General features: G+C 69.3%; 18 protein-coding genes. 4 read left to right on the top strand and 14 right to left on the bottom strand.

What is annotated here, in order from left to right; genetic code table 11:
* Positions 1–29: 29 nt before the first annotated feature.
* From AB0J95_RS14575 to AB0J95_RS14590, 4 genes are all read right to left on the bottom strand, one after another.
* Positions 30–953, bottom strand: coding sequence for an aldo/keto reductase (locus tag AB0J95_RS14575; RefSeq protein ID WP_364757156.1), 924 nt, complete (start codon positions 951–953; stop codon positions 30–32).
* Positions 950–1,723, bottom strand: coding sequence for a ribonuclease activity regulator RraA (locus tag AB0J95_RS14580; RefSeq protein ID WP_364757158.1), 774 nt, complete (start codon positions 1,721–1,723; stop codon positions 950–952). The genes AB0J95_RS14575 and AB0J95_RS14580 overlap by 4 nt, the downstream gene beginning before the upstream one ends.
* Before the next feature lie 7 nt (positions 1,724–1,730).
* On the bottom strand, positions 1,731–3,590 hold the full coding sequence (locus tag AB0J95_RS14585) for a hypothetical protein (protein WP_364757160.1): 1,860 nt from the start codon (positions 3,588–3,590) through the stop codon (positions 1,731–1,733).
* Between the two features lie 213 nt (positions 3,591–3,803).
* On the bottom strand, positions 3,804–4,457 hold the full coding sequence (locus AB0J95_RS14590; RefSeq protein WP_364757162.1) for a GntR family transcriptional regulator: 654 nt from the start codon (positions 4,455–4,457) through the stop codon (positions 3,804–3,806).
* A 149-nt stretch (positions 4,458–4,606) separates the two neighbouring features.
* Between AB0J95_RS14590 and AB0J95_RS14595 the strand changes: the two genes are divergently transcribed.
* Positions 4,607–6,943 (top strand): carbohydrate-binding protein, encoded by a 2,337-nt coding sequence (locus AB0J95_RS14595; protein WP_364757164.1) that lies wholly within the window; start codon positions 4,607–4,609, stop codon positions 6,941–6,943.
* Positions 6,944–6,976: 33 nt separating this feature from the next.
* Here AB0J95_RS14595 and AB0J95_RS14600 read toward each other — a convergent pair whose 3' ends face one another.
* The 7 genes from AB0J95_RS14600 to AB0J95_RS14630 form a co-directional block, all read right to left on the bottom strand.
* A complete protein-coding gene (locus AB0J95_RS14600) occupies positions 6,977–7,420 on the bottom strand; it encodes an NUDIX domain-containing protein (protein WP_364757166.1) in 444 nt (147 codons plus the stop codon).
* A gap of 46 nt (positions 7,421–7,466) precedes the next feature.
* Positions 7,467–8,405, bottom strand: a complete 939-nt coding sequence (locus AB0J95_RS14605) for a PDR/VanB family oxidoreductase (RefSeq protein ID WP_364757168.1) — start codon at positions 8,403–8,405, stop codon at positions 7,467–7,469.
* Positions 8,402–8,572 carry a hypothetical protein gene (locus AB0J95_RS14610; protein WP_364757169.1) on the bottom strand — a complete coding sequence of 57 codons (171 nt, stop codon included), beginning with the start codon at positions 8,570–8,572 and terminating at the stop codon, positions 8,402–8,404. The genes AB0J95_RS14605 and AB0J95_RS14610 overlap by 4 nt, the downstream gene beginning before the upstream one ends.
* Positions 8,569–9,600 carry an aromatic ring-hydroxylating dioxygenase subunit alpha gene (locus tag AB0J95_RS14615; protein ID WP_364757171.1) on the bottom strand — a complete coding sequence of 344 codons (1,032 nt, stop codon included), beginning with the start codon at positions 9,598–9,600 and terminating at the stop codon, positions 8,569–8,571. The genes AB0J95_RS14610 and AB0J95_RS14615 overlap by 4 nt, the downstream gene beginning before the upstream one ends.
* A gap of 98 nt (positions 9,601–9,698) precedes the next feature.
* Entirely contained in the window at positions 9,699–10,418 is a 720-nt protein-coding gene (locus AB0J95_RS14620; RefSeq protein ID WP_364757202.1) for an IclR family transcriptional regulator, read from the bottom strand.
* A 28-nt stretch (positions 10,419–10,446) separates the two neighbouring features.
* Positions 10,447–11,691, bottom strand: a complete 1,245-nt coding sequence (locus AB0J95_RS14625; protein ID WP_364757172.1) for an FAD-dependent monooxygenase — start codon at positions 11,689–11,691, stop codon at positions 10,447–10,449.
* 3 nt (positions 11,692–11,694) lie between these two features.
* Entirely contained in the window at positions 11,695–12,477 is a 783-nt protein-coding gene (locus AB0J95_RS14630) for an alpha/beta hydrolase (protein ID WP_364757174.1), read from the bottom strand.
* 77 nt (positions 12,478–12,554) lie between these two features.
* Here AB0J95_RS14630 and AB0J95_RS14635 point away from each other — a divergent pair, with 77 nt between their 5' ends.
* On the top strand, positions 12,555–13,388 hold the full coding sequence (locus AB0J95_RS14635) for a helix-turn-helix domain-containing protein (protein ID WP_364757176.1): 834 nt from the start codon (positions 12,555–12,557) through the stop codon (positions 13,386–13,388).
* A 13-nt stretch (positions 13,389–13,401) separates the two neighbouring features.
* Here the strand turns inward: AB0J95_RS14635 and AB0J95_RS14640 are convergent, their stop codons facing one another.
* Together AB0J95_RS14640 and AB0J95_RS14645 are read right to left on the bottom strand one after the other, a co-directional pair.
* Positions 13,402–14,196: an SCO1664 family protein gene (locus AB0J95_RS14640; protein WP_364757178.1), complete on the bottom strand. Its 795-nt coding sequence runs from the start codon at positions 14,194–14,196 to the stop codon at positions 13,402–13,404.
* Positions 14,197–14,198: 2 nt separating this feature from the next.
* The gene (locus AB0J95_RS14645) at positions 14,199–14,765 is read right to left on the bottom strand and encodes a DUF3090 domain-containing protein (protein WP_364757179.1); all 567 of its coding nucleotides are present in this window, start codon (positions 14,763–14,765) and stop codon (positions 14,199–14,201) included.
* A 110-nt stretch (positions 14,766–14,875) separates the two neighbouring features.
* On the opposite strand from AB0J95_RS14645, the gene AB0J95_RS14650 reads away from it, so the two are divergent.
* Both AB0J95_RS14650 and AB0J95_RS14655 read left to right on the top strand, forming a co-directional pair.
* Positions 14,876–16,792: a prolyl oligopeptidase family serine peptidase gene (locus tag AB0J95_RS14650; RefSeq protein ID WP_364757181.1), complete on the top strand. Its 1,917-nt coding sequence runs from the start codon at positions 14,876–14,878 to the stop codon at positions 16,790–16,792.
* Positions 16,789–17,706, top strand: a complete 918-nt coding sequence (locus AB0J95_RS14655) for an LD-carboxypeptidase (RefSeq protein WP_364757183.1) — start codon at positions 16,789–16,791, stop codon at positions 17,704–17,706. The genes AB0J95_RS14650 and AB0J95_RS14655 overlap by 4 nt, the downstream gene beginning before the upstream one ends.
* Here AB0J95_RS14655 and AB0J95_RS14660 read toward each other — a convergent pair.
* Positions 17,678–17,908, bottom strand: coding sequence for a hypothetical protein (locus AB0J95_RS14660; protein ID WP_364757185.1), 231 nt, complete (start codon positions 17,906–17,908; stop codon positions 17,678–17,680). The genes AB0J95_RS14655 and AB0J95_RS14660 overlap by 29 nt on opposite strands.
* Positions 17,909–18,077 lie beyond the last annotated feature (169 nt).

The raw sequence follows: 18,077 nt of genomic DNA on the forward strand, positions 1-18,077 counted from the left end.
CTGCCTTTCGTGGAGCATGGGAAGAGGGATCAGCCGGCCAGCAACCCGCGAGCGGCCAGATCGGCCCACAGCGTCGGAGGTGGCGGCGTGGCGAGAAAACCGGTGTTCTGCCGGACTTCGGCGGGTGAGCTCATGCCGAGTACGACCCCGACGACGGCCGGGTGCCGCATCGGGAAGTGCACCGCGGCGACCGGCAGGGACGTGCCGTGTTCGCGGCACACTTCGGCGAGTTCCTTGGCCCGCAGCAGAACGTCGGGCGGGACTGGGGCGTAGTCGTACTTGGCCCGGTCCTTGGGTTCCGCGTGGGCGAGCAGGCCGGAGTTGAACACGCCGGCGGCCAGCACCGCGACCCGGCGCGCGACCGCGAGCGGCAGCAGGTCGGCCAGGGCGGGTTGGTCCAGCAGCGTGTACCGGCCGGCGCACATGACCACGTCGACGTCGGTCTCGGCGACGAACCGGGCCAGCATCGCGGACTGGTTCATCCCGGCGCCGACCGCGCCGATCACGCCCTGGTCGCGCAACGCGCACAACGCCGGGATGGCCTCGTCGCGCGCCTGGTCCCAGTGGTCGTCGGGGTCGTGCACGAACACGATGTCCAAGCGGTCGATCCTCAGCCGCCGCAGGCTCTGCTCCAGCGATCGCCGCACCCCGTCGGCGCTGTAGTCGAACACCCGCACAACGCCGCCCGGGGTCCATTTCAGCAGGCGCCCGACCTTGGTGGAGATCGTCCACTGGTTCCCGGCCAGCGCGGCGCCGACCCGGGCCTCGGAGAGTCCGGCGCCGTAGTGCGGGGCGGTGTCGATGTAACGGATCCCGTTGTCCCAAGCAGTGTCCACGGTGGACTTGGCTTGGTCGTCGGGGATGTCTTCGTAGAGGTTGCCGATCGGTGCGCCGCCGAACCCGAGCTGGGTGACCGCGACACCGGGCCGCAGTGGCAGCCGGACGGTTCTCATCGCCGGTCCCGCCAGGCCTCGAACTCGGCGCGGCTGTCGGCGGTCAGCGGGTAGTACTCGCTGAGCACGGCGCCCTGGTCGATGCGCATCCGGCTGAACACCTCCCATTCCTCGTGGTCAGCGGCGCGGCTCACGACGTCGTTCGCCGTGGCCCGGGGAACCACGACAGCGCCGTCGTCGTCGGCTACGACGATGTCGCCCGGCAGGCACAGCACGCCGCCGACCGCGACTGGAACGTCATACGCCCACGGGAAAAGCTCGGACTGGGACGCGTAGTGCGGGGTCACCCCAGTGCACCAGATCGGCACGCCCAGCTGCCGCACCCGTGGTGCGTCACGGATCCGGCCGTCGACGACGATGCCCGCGCCACCCTTGCGTTTGAAGTACCGAACGAGCATGTCACCGAGGCAGCCGGTGTAGGCGCGGCCGTAGGCCTGGATGACCAGGACATCGCCGGGCTGGATGGTCTCCAGCACCGCCCACAGCGCGGTGGTCCGCTCCACGTACTCCTGCGCCACACCGCTGGCCACGTCCTCCCGTTGCGGCATGAACTGCAGGGTCACGCTGGAGCCGACCACCCGGTGGCCGGGCACGAGCGGCGTCGGTCCCGCCACGAAGGTGCGGGTGATGCCCAGCTGGTGCAGTTGCGCGCACGCGGTCGCGCTGCTGACCGTGGTCAGGGCCTCGACCAGCGCGGGGTCGGCGCGGTCGTACCGCGGGCCGCGCACGGGCAGCGGCCAGACGCTGCTGAGTTCAGGCGATGTCGACATCCGGTGCTCAGACTCCTGTGCGTTGGTGGCGGGCTCGCTGCCCGCGCCGGGTGAAGCGCAGCCGCAGACGGATCCGGGTGCGGGGTGGCAGGTGGATGCGCAACCGGCCGGTGACGGGTTGTTCGGTGCCGTCGTCCGCGGTCACGGCGGTGATCGGGTGTTCGCCGTAACCGCCGCCGGTCACGGTCAGGGTTCGCGAGAGCTGGTGGAGGTTGACCAGCTCGAGGGTCAGCTCGCTTTTCCCGATGGTGCGGACCAGGGCTGCGACGCCGTCCGGCAGCCCAGGCCGGCCTCGGACCGCGTCGGCCCACCGCAGCTGGGTCAGTGGCAGGCCGCCGTTGTAGAGCATCTGTGGTGCTCCGGCGATGAGCTGGGTGAGGATCTCGGTGACGACCGGGTTGAGCCGTTGCCACCAGTGGATGTCGTCGCCCGGCGGCGGTGTCGGGTTGGCTTCCATCAGCCGCATCTGCCGCCGCACCTGGCCGATGGCCATGGTCAGGGCGTTTTCCGGGTAGTGCGGGTTGGTTCCGGCGAGGAAACCCAGCCAGGGCGGTTCGTGCCCGGCCTCTTCCTTCTCGCGGAAGTCGCGGACCTGCTGCCAGTCGTAGCCCGAACCGACGGCCAGACCGTGCAGGAGCGCGTGATCGGCGGCGTCGTGGGTCAGCCACCACAACCAGGCCGGGTAGGCCGGGGGCAGGGGCTGGTAGTCGAACCAGCCGGTGTCGTCGTACCGGTAGGGCACGAGCAGCAGCTCGCGGTCGATGTCGCTGCCGAGCCGGTCGTGCCAGTGGTCGTGGAACGCCGCGTCGACTGGGTCCATAGTGGACACGCGTGCCTGTTCCAAGGCGGCGTGGACGGCGTTGCGCGGCAACGACAAGGCGGCATCGTCGCCGGTGATCAGGGTGGTGTTCACGGCTGCGATCAAGGCGGGCGCCACCACGCTGTACAGGCCGTGCGGCCAGGACCAGCCGTAGTGCCCGCCGTACCAGTGCCCGGCGTGCAGTTCGCCGACCTGCCCGTTCGGGCCGACGTTGTCCGGGATGAGGCCGGCGTTGGCGGCAGTCCGTTGCGCCCAGGCGTCCACATAGGACTCGACGAAGTCGGCGTACCTCTGGTCGTGGTCGTAGAGCCAGGCGTTGGTGACCAGGGAGGTGACCGCGAGGTTGAGCGGCACGTCGCCGGTGCCGAGCCGCCGGTTCATCTCGTCGGCCATCAACCGGGCCTTGGCCGGATCGGCCAGGTCGTCCCAGGTGGTGATGCCGTCGATATCGCGCATCGGCAGGCCGTACTTGCGCATCGCGGTGTTCGCCGCCTCGTACGGCCGGTCCTCGCCCAGGCCGGGGCGGGGGCCGAGGGCGCCGATGTGCGGGGCGCGCATCATCCGCCGGTGCGTGTCGTAGTTCCCGGCAGGCGAGTCGCCGAGGAACAGGTCGGCGAACCGGTGAGCGCGGCCGGCGAACTGCTCGTCGCCGGGGTCCGCGGCGCAGATCCCGTAGAACAACAGCAGCGATTCGCCCTGGTGGAACCAGTCGTAGCCGTTCTCGAACTCCTTGGTGAGCAGGCCGCGGTGGGTCAGCTGGCGGGTGACGCCCGACCAGTGGTGTTTGCACGCGTCGAGCAGGTCATCGGCGCCGCCGAGCAGGTAGAGCATGGGCCAGTTGAAGAACGGCTCGTAGAAGTCGTCGACCCCGTCGCGGCCGTGGGTGCGGCCGTTGAAGACCAGCGAGCCGTCCGGGGCGCAGTACAGCTCCTCGAACCGGCGTCTGCCCTGATCCAGCAGGTCGAACAGGTCGCGTTGCAACGTCGCCCACTTTGGCGGCCGGTCGGCCGGCGTCACGGCCGTGACCACGGATGCGGTGCGCGTCATCGCTGCTCTCAATCGCCAATCGATTATTGATTGGCCATCAAAGACGGCGACCGGCGATCCGTCAAGACCCGTTCCTCATCTCGATGGTGACTCGCCGCAGCCCCGGTTTCCAACTGGCCCAAGCAAAGCAGGCGCGCCTCGTGGTCCACTTCGGGCAGTCGGAAACCGCGTCCGGTCACTCTGGGTACCGGACGCGGCAGTCGAACGGAGACGTCAGGCCGGGTAGGCCTCCTGGCCGGAGGCGTGGTCCCGGAAGGCCGCGGCCGCCTTGCCGCGGTTGCCGCTGGCCAGCACCTCGATGAGGCTCTGGTGCGCCTCGGCCATCTCCGGCCAGCTGCCGGTGAACCCCGGGTCGCCGACGACCCGCAGGCTGAGCAGGCTGGACTCCATCACGTCCCACAACCTGGGCAGATACCGGTTGCCGCTCAAGGTGACCACCGCGCGGTGAAACGCCATGTCGGCGGCGCGGAACGCGGCCAGGTCACCGGTCGCGGCGGCCTGGCGCATGCAGCCGACCTGGGTTTCCAGGGTCGCGCGGGCCTCCTCGTCGAACCGGGCCACGGCGTCGCGGGCGGCCGCTTCCTCCAGCATGGCGCGGACTTCACGGGCCGAGCCAGCGTCCTCGGCGGAGATGTCCGCGACGTAGCTGCCCCGCCGGGGCCGCGACACCAGCAGTCCTTCGTGCGCGAGGCGTTTGAAGGCCTCCCGCACCGGGGCCTGGCTGACCCCGAGCCGTTTGGCGATCTCGGCCTCGACCAGGCGGGTGCCGGGGCTGAGCGTGCCGTCCAGGATGGACCGGCGCACCCGCTCGTAAGCCTGGTCGGACAACAACATCCGGGGAAGTTCGCCGCCGCTGATCGAGTCCACCTGATCCGCTCCCCTTCTTCGTCTCCCCAAACGATAACCGAGTGCATTCACCCCGCCCCAACGGCGCGCCGCCCAGGTCATCTGCCCGTTGACCCAGCTTCCCACCCCGCCTACAGTCCGCTCAATCGATTAGCGATTGGATGGCGATGATGCCTTCGAGATCCCTGGTGGCGGGCGTGGCCGTGTTCACGCTGTTCGCCTCGATGACCACCGGAGGCGCCGCCGCGGCCGCCCACCGGACCTACTACGTGAGCCAGTCCGGGGCGGACGACCGGCCGGGCACCGCGGCCCAGCCGTTCCAGCACATCCAACAGTGCGCCGACGTCATGGCACCAGGCGATACCTGTGTGATCGCGTCGGGGACCTACCGCGAGACGGTGACACCGGCCCGCAGTGGGACCGACCGCGCACCGATCACGTTCACCGCCGCACCGGGCGCGACCGTCACGGTCGACGGCACCGACGTCGTGTCCGGCTGGAGCCAGGTAACCGCCGCTGACCTGGCCCAACTGCAGGCCGCCGACGCCCGCATCGCCGGTTCCCCGTTCGCGTCCGGTGTTTCCAGTGGGCACGTCTACCAGGCGCCTGTCGCTCTGTCGGCGGACCTGCCCGGCAACCAGGTGTTCGTCGACGGCGCGATGAACGTCGAAGCGCAGTGGCCCTATCCGGGCAACAATCCGATACGGCCGAACTGGGCCAATGCGCAGAGCGGCACCTCCACGAGCCTGTCCGACAACGCCCTGACCCAGCCCGCCGGCTGGTGGGTCGGCACGCGGCTGACCGCACGGAACTGGTTCGTCGCCGAGTCGGGCACCGTGACCTCCTCGGCGGTCGGGTCGGTCACCGCGGACTCGCTGACCGACTGCATCAGCCTGCAGCCCAACCAGACCACGTTCTACGCGTTGAGCGGGGCGCTGCGGCTGCTCGGTCACGGCGGCTCGTGGTTCTACGACCCGGCTGCGAAGAAGCTGTACCTGTGGACGCTCGACGGCGACAACCCTGCCAGTCACCTCGTCGAGGCCAAGCAGCGCAACGTGGGCATCGACCTGTCCGGCCGGTCGTTCATCGCCATCTCCGGCCTGGGTGTGCGTGCGTCGACCGTGCAGACCTCGCCGACCTCGACGGACAACACAATCGATCGGCTGGCGGGCCGGTTCATCTCGGCGTACGCAGACCTCAAGCGCGACCCGAACATGGTCACCGTCCCCGACCACTGCGCGATGTTGAGCGCGGGTGAGACCACGTCCGGAATCCTGTTGAACGGCACCAGGAACACGTTGCGCAACAGCACGCTGGACTGGAGCGCGGGCAACGGGGTCATGGTCGCGGGCAGCAAGAACACGGTGACCGGCAACACCATCACGCACACCGACTACCTGGGCAGCTACGCCGCCGGCATCAACGTGATCGGTCAGGAAGCCACGATCACGCACAACACCGTGACCGCGACCGGGCGCAGCAGCATCAACATCGACAACAAGGTGGCCGGGGCGTTCTCCCGCAGCCACGACATCGGCTACAACGACCTGTCGGACTACAACAACCTGGTCAACGACGGCGGCGCCATCTATGTGTGCTGCCGCAACGACATCGCGGGCACGTCCATGCACCACAACCTGATGCATGATCCCGCGCCGCTCGCCCGGTTCGCCCCCGCGCCCGGCATCTACATGGACCTCGGCGCGTCCAACGGCCTGATTTACAACAACGTGGTCTGGAACAACACCACCTACGGCGCCGTGCTGTTCAACACCGAGACCTCGGGCACGGGCACCAAGGTGTACAACAACACCTCGGGCACCGACACCAACGTGGTGAGCCTGCACGGCGGCCCGTACACGAACATGGAGTTCGCGAACAACATCGGCAACGTCGATACCCAGCCGGGCATCACCGCGTCGAACAACATCCCGTTCTCGACCGATCCTCTGTTCACCAGCCCGGCGGTGAACGACTACACGCTGCAGGCCAACTCCCCCGCCCGCAACGCCGGTGTCGTCCGTCCACCCGCGACTGACGGCTTCCGCGACAAGCGGCCCAGCGCGGGCGCCTACCAGTACGGCGTACCCCGTTGGTTCGGCGGCGCTTCCTTGGACTCCACCACCGTCCAGGCCGAGCGTTACGCCAGCAGCAACGGCGTGGCCCGCCACGCCGCGGGCACCGGCATGGTCATGGGCAACTTCGACGGCGGCGACTGGGCAGGCTACACCGCGGTCGACTTCGGCACCGGCCGCGACACCTTCGCCGCCAGCCTCGGCGAAGATCCCGCCTATGCCGGGCGCCAGTTCCACATCCGCCTCGACTCCCCCACCGGCCCGGTGATCGGCACCGTCACGTCCATCTCCACAGGCGGTTTCGACACGTACGAGACCCAGTACACGCCCATCGTCCCCACCGGGGGCGTGCACGACGTGTACCTCGTCGCTCTGGGCTCCTCCCCTGGCGTCGCCAACCTCGACTACTTCAGCTTCACCCGGACCCGCTAGCACCCGGTGGCCGGGAGCCTCGCGCTCCCGGCCTCATGCATGATTCCATCCACGTACTCCGAAAGGGATTCCGGCGCGGTAGGCCCGCAGACCCGCGGCCGGGTAGGAGATCAACTCGTCCGGCAGCGCATCGAGCCGGAACCACTGGACGGCCGAGCACTTGTCGGGCTCACGGTTGACCGGTTCGCCGGTCCATCGCGTCGCCTCGAAGAACAGCCCGAGCCGCGGCTCCACCCCGGACCCGTTGACGTGCAACGTATGCACGTGCTTGAGGTCGTCCTGCTCGATCAGCACTCCGACTTCCTCCTCGGCCTCACGAACCGCCGCTGCCAGCACCGACTCACCCCGGTCCAGTTTCCCGGACGGCAAATGCCACAGCCCGTCGAACCTCGGATTGGCGTCACGGCGACGGGTGAGCAGCACCTCGCCGTCGCGTACGAGCAGGATATGGACGTCTATCAGGTGGCGGTCGGCCATCGATCCTCGTCGGTAGTGCCGTCTGGGTCGCGGCGCAGCCTAACCGTTAGAGGTCGAGGACGAGCCGCGGCGAGCGTGATCGGGACACGCAGATCATCATCGTGTCACCGGCCGCCTGTTCGGCCGCCGTGAGGATCGAGTCGCGGTGGTCAGGCATCCCGGACAGGACCGTGGTCTCGCAGGTGCCGCAGGTGCCTTCGCGGCAGGAGTACAGCACCGGCCGGCCGGAGTCGTCGAGAACGTCCACAATAGAACGATCCGGCGGGATGGTCAGGACCGTGCCCGTCCGGGCCAGTTCGACTTCGAAATGCTCGCCTGTGCCGTCGGCCGGGTCGGCCCGCGGGGCGAACCGTTCCAGGTGCAGTGCGCCTGATGTGCATTGGTGTTCCACGGCCGTCAGCAGTGGTTCCGGCCCGCAGCAGTAGATCGCTGGGGTCGGCCGAGCCAGGACGGTGGGCAGGTCGAGCAGTCCGTGTTCGTCTTGCGGGTGGATCTCGACGTGTCCGGGGTGGAGCGCCTCGAGTTCTTCGCGGAACGCCATGGCTGAGCGGGTTCGTCCGCCGTAGACCAGCCGCCAGGGCCGGTCGCAGGCCGCGACCTGGGTGATCATCGGCAGGATGGGGGTGATGCCGATGCCGCCCGCGATGAACAGGTACTCCTCGGCCTCCACGAGCCTGAAGTTGTTGCGAGGGCCCCGAACGCGGACGAGTTGTCCTTCGGTGAGCTCGTCATGGACGTGCTTCGAGCCGCCGCGCCCGTCGGCGTTGCGTAGCACGGCCAGCCGGAATGTCGTGGAGTCGCGCGGATCCCCGCACAGCGAGTACTGCCGGGTGAGCTCGTCGGTGAGGATCAGGTCGATGTGCGCGCCCGGTTCCCAGCTGGGCAGGGCTTGCCCGTTGGGACAGCGGAGGACCAGCCCGACGACTCCGTCGGCGAGGGGCCCCTTGCGCTCTACCACGAGGGAGAACTCGTGTTCTGTGCTCATGGCTTGGTGTCGTGCCCGTCTGGATGCGCGAGCAGCCATTCCCACAGCGCCACTGGTTCGTCGAACTCTCGTTGGGCCGCGCAGTGACAGACCGCCCGCAACCGGTCGGTACCGAGGACCCAGTGGATGCGGAAGACGCGCTCACCGGCCAGGACCGGCTCGTTCATGACGTCACCATGCGCTGCAGCAGCCGGCGGGCGGCCAAGCCGCCGGTGTCGATGTTGATCGACAGTTCCTGGTAGCCAGGGGGCTCGGTGGCGATGACGCGTTCGAGCACGTCCAATGCCTCGACATCCTGCAGGACCACCGTCCGGTTGCTCTCCGCGAGGAACGCCGACACCTCCTCGTCGTCCAGGGCGAAATCTCGTGCCACAGCCCAGAAGTCGTGGGTGGTGTGCTCGGTCTCCGGGGTGATCGCGTAGACGACCTCGACGTGGAAGGCGTCCGGATCGCTGCCGTCCGGCCGGGGAACGCAGCCGGCGGGCGCGATGCGGCTGTGCAGTTTGTAGAGGCACGGTGGGGTGTACTCGATGTCCTGCCAGCGGGTGATCCGGCCCTGCAGGCCGGTCGATTTCGCGTAGAACGGCGGGCATTCGGCGTCGTCCATGTGCCGGGAGACGTAGACGATGCCCGCGTCCTCGTCGACCTCGGTGGTGATCGGGGTCGAGGCGACCTCCGGGGTGCCGATGTAGCCGCCGTGCAGGTAGGTCTCGTGGGACAGGTCGAGCAGGTTGTCCACGAGCAGGGAGTACCTGGCCCGTAAGGGTTCCATCCCGGCGACGGTGGTGTAACCGGGAGAATCCAAACAGGATGCTCGCGGCACGCGGGCCGGGTCGGCGTTCGCCGGGTCGCCGATGAAGATCCACACGAACGAGTCCTGTTCCACCACGGGATAGGGCGTCAGCCGGGCCGTGCGCGGGATCCGGGTCTGGCCCGGCACGGACACGCATTTCCCGTCGGCGCCGTAGGTGAACCCGTGGTACCCGCAGATGACTTGGTCGTCCACCAGCCGGGACGGGGGTTGTGAGAGCGGGAAACGACGGTGCACGCATCGGTCCGGCATGGCGGTGACCGATCCGTCCCTGGTGCGCCAGAACAGGACCGGCTCGCCGCAGATCGTCCGGGCGAACAGCTCACCGCCGATCTCCCGGCTGTAAGCGGCTACATACCAATGATTTCTCGGAATGGCGGTCATGGTGGGTGTCCCTCGGGCGGCAGGCAGGTCATCCCCCAGCGTGACCGCGGACACCCCTCGAACCGAACCTGGGTTTCCGGAAAATGGAAGACTTCCGCTTACGTCAGCGCGCGGGAGATGGCACGAGCGCTGGTCCGCACGGGCGCCGCGAGAGCCTCCGGTTTGGCGCTGCCGTAGCGGACCACAAGGGACACCGCGGCGACGACTTGCCCGTGCTGGTCGTGAATGGGCGCCGCCACCGACAGCGCGTCCATCGTCACCTGCCGATCGCTGACCGAGAAACCCCTCGCCCGGACATCAGCAAGCATCCGCCGCAGCCGCACCGGATCGGTGACCGTGCGGGCCGTGTACCGCTCGATCGGGCCGGCCAGCACCTCCTCCTGGACGGCGACCGGTGCGTGAGCCAGCAGCACCAGGCCGACTCCCGTAGCGGTGAGCGCGAACCGCCCGCCCACCCTCGTCAGTACCGGTACCGCCCGGGAACCGGCGATGCGCTCGATGAAGACGACCTCCGTCGCCTCCCGCACGGCCAGTTGCACGTTCTCCCGCGTGATCTGGGAAAGGTCCTCCAGAAACGGCAGCGCCCGTTCCCGAAGCCCTTGCCCGCGAGGAGCCAGCGCTCCCAACTCCCACAACCGCAACCCGATCCGGTACGCCCCGGCGTCATCCCGCTCGACCGCACCCCACTCGGCCAGCTCGTGGACCAACCGGTGCACCGTGGACAACGGCATCCCGGCCCGTCGCGCGATCTCGCTCAGGCTCAGCACCGGCCGCTGCGGACTGAACGCATCCAGCACCCGGAACGCACGGCCGATCACCGGCCCCGTGGGCCCCAACGGCTTGCCCCTACGTTCCGCGCTCACCTCCGGATGGTAGATCCGCTGGTCGTTCCACTGGCGGGTAGTCGTCGATGGTCATGGAGTTGTAGACGCGTGCGGTCTTGGTGGTGAGGCGCAGGAGGGCACGGCTGGGTCCCGCGGGCAGGGCGGAGATCAGGCGTGCGCCCTGGACCAGCCCTTGAACGCCCAGGCGGGACGTGGGGATCAGGGTCTTCGCCGCGCTCAACGCGGCCGCGTGGCTACCTCGTACGTACTCCGCCATCGCGCGTTCGTAGGCGGGGAAGGCGCGCTCGTGATCGCCGTCCGCCCGCGCCAGCTCTCCGGCGAGGACGTACGCGCCGACGATGGCCAGGGTGGTGCTGGCGCCGACGGCCGGGCCTGGGCAGTAGCCCGCGTCGCCGACGAGGGTCACCCTTCCCCGTGACCAGGTGTCCATGCGGAGCTGAGTGATCGAGTCGAAATAGAACGCCGGGCTGTGGTCGAGCGCGTCCAGCCAGCGGTCCACGTCGGTGTGCATGCCGTCGAACGCTTCGCGCAGCAACTCCTTCTGCCTGCGCACGTCGCGGTGGCGGTAGTCCAGCTCGTGCTTACTGCGGAACAGGAACAACGCCCGCGCGTCGTCGAGGTGCCGTGCGCCGTACATGCCTGCGGTGCGGCCGACGCCGACGTGCATGTGGAGCTCGCCGTCGAGACCGGAGCTGTTGGGCAGGGTCAGCACCCCCAGGTAGGCCCCGGCGAAAGCGCTGAAGCAGGACTCGTCGCCGAAGACGAGGCGGCGCACGGTGGAGTGCAGCCCGTCCGCGCCGACCACGAGGTCGAACCGGCGCGGTGCGGCATTCTCGAACCGCACCTCACCGCCGGGCGAGATTTCGGTGATCGAGTCGCCGAAGATGTACTCGACGTCGTCGCGCGTCGCGTCGTAGTAGATCTCGCTCAGGTCGTCGCGCATGACTTCGACGTGCCGCCCCGCAGTGGCGCCGAAGATCTTGGCGAGGTTCACTCGGACGGGACCCCGTGCGCCCTCCCGGTGGACGGTCATCCGGTTCGTGTCGGTGGCCCGCTGCTCGATGCGCGGGAGCACGCCCATCTGCTGCGAGATGTTCGTCGCGGGCTCGTACAGGTCGACCGCGTGGCCGCCGGTCTTGCGCAGAGCCTGCGCGCGCTCGACGACCGTGACGTCGAAGCCGTGCCTGGTGAGCCAGTACGCCAGCACTGGACCGGCGATGCTGGCGCCGGAGATGAGAATCCGCATGTCTCAGTGGTGGTTCTCGGTGAAGGCCAGGAGGGGCACGGCGGTCCGCGGCGGATCTTCGAGGTTCGGTGAGTGCCCGAGGCCGGGCAGCATCTCGATAGTCGCGCCGGGAACGGCGCGGTACTCGGCGGCGGACTCGGGGCGCCAGCGGAGATCCTGCTCGCCGAAGATCACCAGCAGCGGTTTGCCGAGGCGCGCCAGCCGTTGCGGGAGGCCGCGTTCGTTCAGGTATGCGCTGACTGCCTGCGAGGTCGCGGCGAACACGTGGAGGTCCATCTCGCGTACCTGGTCCAGGAACGGTTGGGGGATCTGGTATCCGGGGGCGAAGCCGGAGGCGACGGCCTGGCGGAGCTGGTCGTCGGTGAGGTTCGGCCACTGCCGTGGGTCGATGGCGGCGTCCTGCCCGATGTAGGCGGCCATGGTGGGGCCGAAGTTGATGATGACAAGGGCGGTCACCAGGTCGGGTCGTTGCTCGGCCAGGGCGGTGGCAACCGTTGCGCCGCTGGAATGGCCGACCACGGTGGCGTGCTCGACGCCGAGCCGGTCCAGCACCGCACCGGCCCGGCTCGCTTGGTCCGGTACCGCGTAGCTCGCACCGTCCGGTTTGGCCGACTGGCCGCAGCCGAGCAGGTCGACGCGGATGACCCTGTGCTTGTCGGTGAGCAGCGGAACCATCGGCTCCCACTCGCGGGCCGATGCGGCGGTCCCGTGGATGAGCAGGAGCGCGGGCGCGTCGCGGGGGCCGTCCTGGCACACGTGTATCTCGCCGTCGTGCGATTTGTTCATACCCGCACTGTCGCCGCCGGTGGGCGCCGGTGGCTTGGACAAATGTTCCCGCCGGGCGGCGTGCGTAGCATGACGGAATGTTGTGGGACATCACGTGTCCGAAGCGACCCAGCCGCCTGCCTGGGGTCACCATGGCCGGGTTCGGTGACCGCGGCATCACCCCGCCGGGCCTCCGCCTGATCCCCCACCCATCGGTCACGCTGATTCTGGTGTTCGGCGGCACGATCGCCGTGGAAGATGCCACCGGTCGGCGGCAGCAGGGCAGTTTCGTCACGGGGCTGGGGTTCGGCGAGGCCCTGCGCGCGCTGCGGGCCGAGGCGTTCGAGTGCTTGCAGGTGCGCCTGTCACCCGTTGTCGCGCACGCGGTTCTGGGTGCCGGCATGGACAACACCGTCGTGTCCCTCGACGACCTGTGGGGCCGGGAGGCGGCGCGAATCAGCACTCAGCTGGGCGAGCGTTCCTCCTGGGAGGACCGCTTCGAGTGGTTCGACGATTGGCTCGCCCGCCGTTGCGCAGCGGCGTCCCCGGTCGACCCAGAGGTGTCCTGGGCCTGGCGCCGGATCGTCGCGACCCGAGGCACGGTCCGCATCGAGCACCTCGCGACCGAACTCGGCTGGAGCCGCAAACGCCTCTGGACCCGCTTCCACACCCAACTCGGCCTGCCACCCAAACGTGCCGCCAAACTCGTCCGCTTCGACCACGCCGTCCACCACCTCGTCGCCGGCCACGACCCCGCCCGCGTCGCCGCCGACACCGGCTACACCGACCAATCCCACCTCCACCGCGACATCCACACCTTCACCACCCTCACCCCCACCACCGTGATCAACGAGCCATTCCTCGCCGTCGACGACATCGCATGGGGCTGGCCCAAACCTCACAAACTTTCGCGCACGCTCGACGCGCCCTGAACCCTGAACCGGCTCAGAACATCGGCCACGGCAGCGGGCGGCCGTCGGGGTTCGGTTCGGGGAAGATGGGGTCGCGCAGGAGTTTGTCGGTGCGGGAACGGAGGGCGCGCAGTTCGCGGCGGGTGATGTGGGCGGAGAGTTGCTCGCCGAGGGTGCCGTCGAGTTTGGAGCGCAGGCCGGCGAAGGCGTCGACGGCTTCGGGTGGCAGGACTTCACCGACGAAGCCCCACAGCACGGTGCGGAGTTTGTTCTCGGTGTGCAGGCAGATTCCGTGGTCGACGCCGTAGACGTTGCCGTCGGTGCCGTGCAGGACGTGGCCGCCTTTGCGGTCGGCGTTGTTGATCAGGATGTCCAGCGCGGCCATCAGCTGGATGCTGGGGTGGTTCGCGTGGGTGAGGACCGCGGGTTCGCCGAAGCGGTCGTGGGCGCGCAGGACCATGCGCCAGCCGTCGGGGACGTCGGCGGGGGCGAGGACGTCGACGAGGTCGTCACCTTCCTTGGTGTCCACCCACAGCTGGACCATGCCGAGGCCGAACGGGCCTTCGCGTAGCACGGTGGGTGGGATCAGGCCGAGGCCCGCGCCTTCGGAGACGAGGTAGGCCGCCACCTCACGGCCCGCGAGGGTGCCGTCGGGGAAGTCCCACAGCGCGCGTTCGCCGCTGACGGGCTTGTACACGCAGTGCGCGGCGACGCCTTCGTGGCTGATCCCGCAGTAGAGGGTGGCGTTGGAGGCGTCGACCAGGCGGCCCTCGACCTCCATCACGCCCTGGGTGATCAGTTCGAGCGCCGCCGGGTCACCTGCTCGCAACGTCAGCCCTCGTCGCTTCTGCGGTAGCCGTTCTGCCGCGGGCACACGTGACCGTCAGGGTCGAGCGGCTCGCCGCACAGCGGGCAGGGCTTGCGGCCGGCGCGCACCACGCGGTCGGCGCGGTCGGCGAACGCCTTGGCGCTGGCCGGGGTGAGGAACACCCGCACGGCGTCGGGGCCCTCCTCGGTGTCGTCGAGCACGACGGCCTCGTCGACCTCGGTCTCGGACACCGCGAGCAGTTCGATCACCACCGCGCGGGTCTCGGCGTCCCAGCCCAGGCCCATGGTGCCGACCCGGAACTCCTCGTCCAGGGGCACCTCGAGCGGTTCGGAGTCGAGCATCTCGTCGGGGGTGTCGCCGGGGACCTCGGCGCCGAACCGGCGGCCGACCTCCTCCAGCAGCGACCCGATGCGTTCGGCCAGCACGACCACCTGTTGTTTCTCCAGGCTGACGCTGACCGTGCGGGCGTCCTGGGACGCCTGCAGGTAGAAGGTGCGATCACCGGGCTGCCCGACTGTCCCGGCGATGAACCGGTCGGGCTGGCGGAAGACATGTATGACACGAGCCATGGCACCTTTGACCTTATGACACGCGGGCCCCGGCCAGCAGCCCGGCTGCCCAAGTTGACGTCGGCTTCACACGGCGTGACGGGAAAATGGGACACCAGTACTGTCTGCTTGTGGTGGAAATCGCGCCGTATGGCAGCTGGAAGTCGCCGGTGTCCGCTGAGGTGGCGGCCGCGGCCGGAGGTGGTCCCGACTGGCCCTCGTTCGCCGGTGGTGAGGTGTGGTGGACGCACAGCCGGCCCACCGAGAACGGCCGGATCGCGCTGATGCACGCGGTTCCGGGCGGCGAACCGGTCGAACTGCTCCCCGGTGACTGGAATGTCCGCAACCGGGTGCACGAGTACGGCGCGTTCCCGTACGCGGCGCTGCCCGACGGGATGGTGGCGTTCACCAACTGGTCGGACCAGCGCGTGTACCTGGTGTCCGCTGAGGGCGGAACACCCGAGCCGATCTCGCCGGAACCCGAGCGGCAGCACGGGTTGCGCTACGGCGACCTCATGCCGGGCCGCGACGGTGAGGTGTGGTGCGTCCGCGAGACGATCACCGGGGACAAACCCACCGACGTGCGGCGTGATCTTGTCTCGTTAGGCCGCGACGGCGTGCGGGTGCTGGGTGCGAGCCACCATTTCATGACCGGCCCGAAGATCAGCCCGGACGGCCGGCACGCGGTCTGGCTCGGCTGGGAACACCCGGATCTGCCGTGGGACTCCACCGAACTGTGCGTCGCGCGCATCGAGGACGACGGCACGTTCGGGCCGCACCGGGTGCTGGCCGGCGGCCCGCGGGAGGCGATCTGCCAGGTCGAGTGGGAGGACGCGACGAGCCTGCTGGCACTGTCCGATCCGGACGGCTGGTGGAACCTCTACCGCTACGACCTCGACGGCACGGTGCGCAACCTGGCTCCGGGCAAGGAAGAACTCGGCGGACCGCTGTGGCGGATGGGGGCCCGCTGGTTCGCGCCGCTGGGGCACGGCCGGTTCGCGATCCTGCGCTCGGGCGCACTGGCCATTCTGGACGAACGCAGCGGCACGGTGACCGATGTGGACAGCGACCTCACCGCGTGGCGGTCGATCTCCGCGTACGACGGGGTGGTGTACGCGATCGCGGGCAGCCCGACCGCGGAGACGGCGGTCGTCGGGCTGAACCTGTCCAACGGCGAGCTCACCGCGTACACCTCGCAGGACTCCCCCATCGACCCGGCGTACGTGTCGGTGCCGCAGGACCGTGTGTTCACCTCGCCGGAGGGCCGCTCGATCCCGGCATTGGTCTATCCGCCCCACAACCCGGACTATGCGGCGCCGGACGGCGAGAAACCGCCGTTCCTGGTGCATGTCCATGGCGGGCCGACCGGGAAGTACGGGGCCACGCTGAATCTGGATTTCGCGTTCTTCACCAGCCGCGGTATCGGCGTGGTCGCGGTCAACTACGGCGGCTCAACCGGTTATGGCCGTGAGTTCCGGGAGTCGCTGTACGAGCAGTGGGGTCTGGTCGACGTCGAGGACTGCGCCGCGGTCGCGCAGGCTTTGGCCGACGAGGGCAGCGCGGACGGCGAACGCCTGGCGATCGAGGGTGGCAGCGCCGGCGGTTGGACCTCCGCCGCGTCCATGACCTCGGTGACGACCTACAAGTGCGGCACGATCGAGTGCCCGATCCTGGACCTGACCGGGTGGATCGGCCAGACCCACGACTTCGAGTCGCGGTACCTCGACCGGCTGATCGGCCCCTACGAGCAGTACCCGGACCGGTACGCCGAACGCTCGCCCGCCAACCGGGTGGACCGGCTCGTCGGACCGGTGCTGTTGCTGCAGGGCCTGGACGACCAGATCTGCCCGCCCGAGCAGGCCGACCGGTTCGTGGCCAGCCTCGAGGGCACCGGCATCCAGCACGCGTACCTGACTTTCGAGGGCGAGCAGCACGGGTTCCGCAAGGCGTCCACACTGATCGCCGTGCTCAACGCGAAACTGTCGTTCTACGGCCAGGTCCTCGGTTTCACCCCGGACGGCACCGCCACCCTGGAGCTGAGCAGGTGACGGCCCGCCCTCATCGCCTGCGCGCCGGGTCGCGGGTCGCGCTGGTCGCGCCCGCGGGCCCGGTGTCGCCGAAGTTCCTGACCAAGGGCATCCAGCAGCTGGAGTCGTGGGGTCTGCAGGTCGAGGTCGGCAAGCACGTCCTGGACCGGCATCCCACGCTGCCCTACCTGGCGGGTTCGGATTCCGACCGGGCGGCCGATTTTCAGGCCGCCTGGTGTGACCCGGAGGTGGACGCGGTGTGGTCTGTCCGCGGCGGGTACGGCTGCCTGCGGATGGTCGACCTGCTCGACTGGGACCAGATGGCGCAGGCCACGCCGAAGGTGTTCCTCGGATCGAGTGACGTGACCGTGCTGCACACCGCGATGGCCAAGTACCTCGATGTGGTGACGTTGTTCGCGCCGATGGTGGCCACGAGCGGGTTCGTCGAGGACGCCACGGCCCGTGAGCACGCCCGCCGCGTCCTGTTCACGCCCGAGGAGGCGCAGGTGCTGACCGGCCCGGCCAGCGCGACCATGGTGCACGGAACCGCGCGGGGCGTGGTGGTCGGCGGGAACTCGAGCCTGCTGTCCGCGCAGCTCGGCGCCCCCGGCGCGAATGCACCCGATGGTGTGATCCTGCTGCTGGAGGACGTCACCGAGGACCCGTACCGGCTGGACGGGATCTTCACGTCGCTGCTGCGCGCGGGCTGGTTCACCGGGGTGAACGGGATAGCGCTGGGTTCGTGGACCGAGTGCGGGCCGCCGCACGAGGTGGAGGCGGTGCTGACCGACCTGATCGGCTCGCTGGGCATCCCGACCATCTGGGAGCTGGGATTCGGGCACTGCGCGGGCCAACTGACCGTGCCGTTGGGCGCCGAGGCCGAACTCGACGCCGACAACGGCACTCTCACGATCCTGCAGCCCGCACTGTCGTGAGCAGCGCCTGGTAGGTCTGTTCGACCGTGCTGGCGTGGATCACGGTCGCGTGCGGGAGTTCGGCCGCCAGGGCGACGAGCCGGTCGTAGGCGCGGGACAGGCCGTCCTGGTCGATCGCACCGCGCGCGGCGCGGTCCCAGACGGATGATCCGGTTCGTCTCGGCGAACCGGTCGCACCAGCCGCCGACCAGCGCCTGGTCACCGCCTTTCAAACGTATGGACCTTGGCTCGACACCCGCTCGGTCGCACCGGTCATCCGCGCTCCGCAACACGCCCAGCGCCGCCCCGGCCCGATCGCCCAGCAGGCAGTGAGCGGCGCTACGACGTCGAGTACGGGGATTTCGTCGCCGACCCACTGGGCACGGTCGAGG

It is taken from the genome of Actinocrispum sp. NPDC049592, from assembly GCF_040675465.1.
Classification (GTDB): Bacteria; Actinomycetota; Actinomycetes; order Mycobacteriales; family Pseudonocardiaceae; genus Kibdelosporangium.

Bases quoted from the DNA above. Each gene is read 5' to 3' on its own strand.
- AB0J95_RS14575 (WP_364757156.1), bottom strand. From the start codon at position 953: ATGAGAACCGTCCGGCTGCCACTGCGGCCCGGTGTCGCGGTCACCCAG.
- AB0J95_RS14580 (WP_364757158.1), bottom strand. From the start codon at position 1,723: ATGTCGACATCGCCTGAACTCAGCAGCGTCTGGCCGCTGCCCGTGCGC.
- AB0J95_RS14585 (WP_364757160.1), bottom strand. From the start codon at position 3,590: ATGACGCGCACCGCATCCGTGGTCACGGCCGTGACGCCGGCCGACCGG.
- AB0J95_RS14595 (WP_364757164.1), top strand. From the start codon at position 4,607: ATGCCTTCGAGATCCCTGGTGGCGGGCGTGGCCGTGTTCACGCTGTTC.
- AB0J95_RS14600 (WP_364757166.1), bottom strand. From the start codon at position 7,420: ATGGCCGACCGCCACCTGATAGACGTCCATATCCTGCTCGTACGCGAC.
- AB0J95_RS14605 (WP_364757168.1), bottom strand. From the start codon at position 8,405: ATGAGCACAGAACACGAGTTCTCCCTCGTGGTAGAGCGCAAGGGGCCC.
- AB0J95_RS14610 (WP_364757169.1), bottom strand. From the start codon at position 8,572: ATGAACGAGCCGGTCCTGGCCGGTGAGCGCGTCTTCCGCATCCACTGG.
- AB0J95_RS14615 (WP_364757171.1), bottom strand. From the start codon at position 9,600: ATGACCGCCATTCCGAGAAATCATTGGTATGTAGCCGCTTACAGCCGG.
- AB0J95_RS14625 (WP_364757172.1), bottom strand. From the start codon at position 11,691: ATGCGGATTCTCATCTCCGGCGCCAGCATCGCCGGTCCAGTGCTGGCG.
- AB0J95_RS14630 (WP_364757174.1), bottom strand. From the start codon at position 12,477: ATGAACAAATCGCACGACGGCGAGATACACGTGTGCCAGGACGGCCCC.
- AB0J95_RS14635 (WP_364757176.1), top strand. From the start codon at position 12,555: ATGTTGTGGGACATCACGTGTCCGAAGCGACCCAGCCGCCTGCCTGGG.
- AB0J95_RS14645 (WP_364757179.1), bottom strand. From the start codon at position 14,765: ATGGCTCGTGTCATACATGTCTTCCGCCAGCCCGACCGGTTCATCGCC.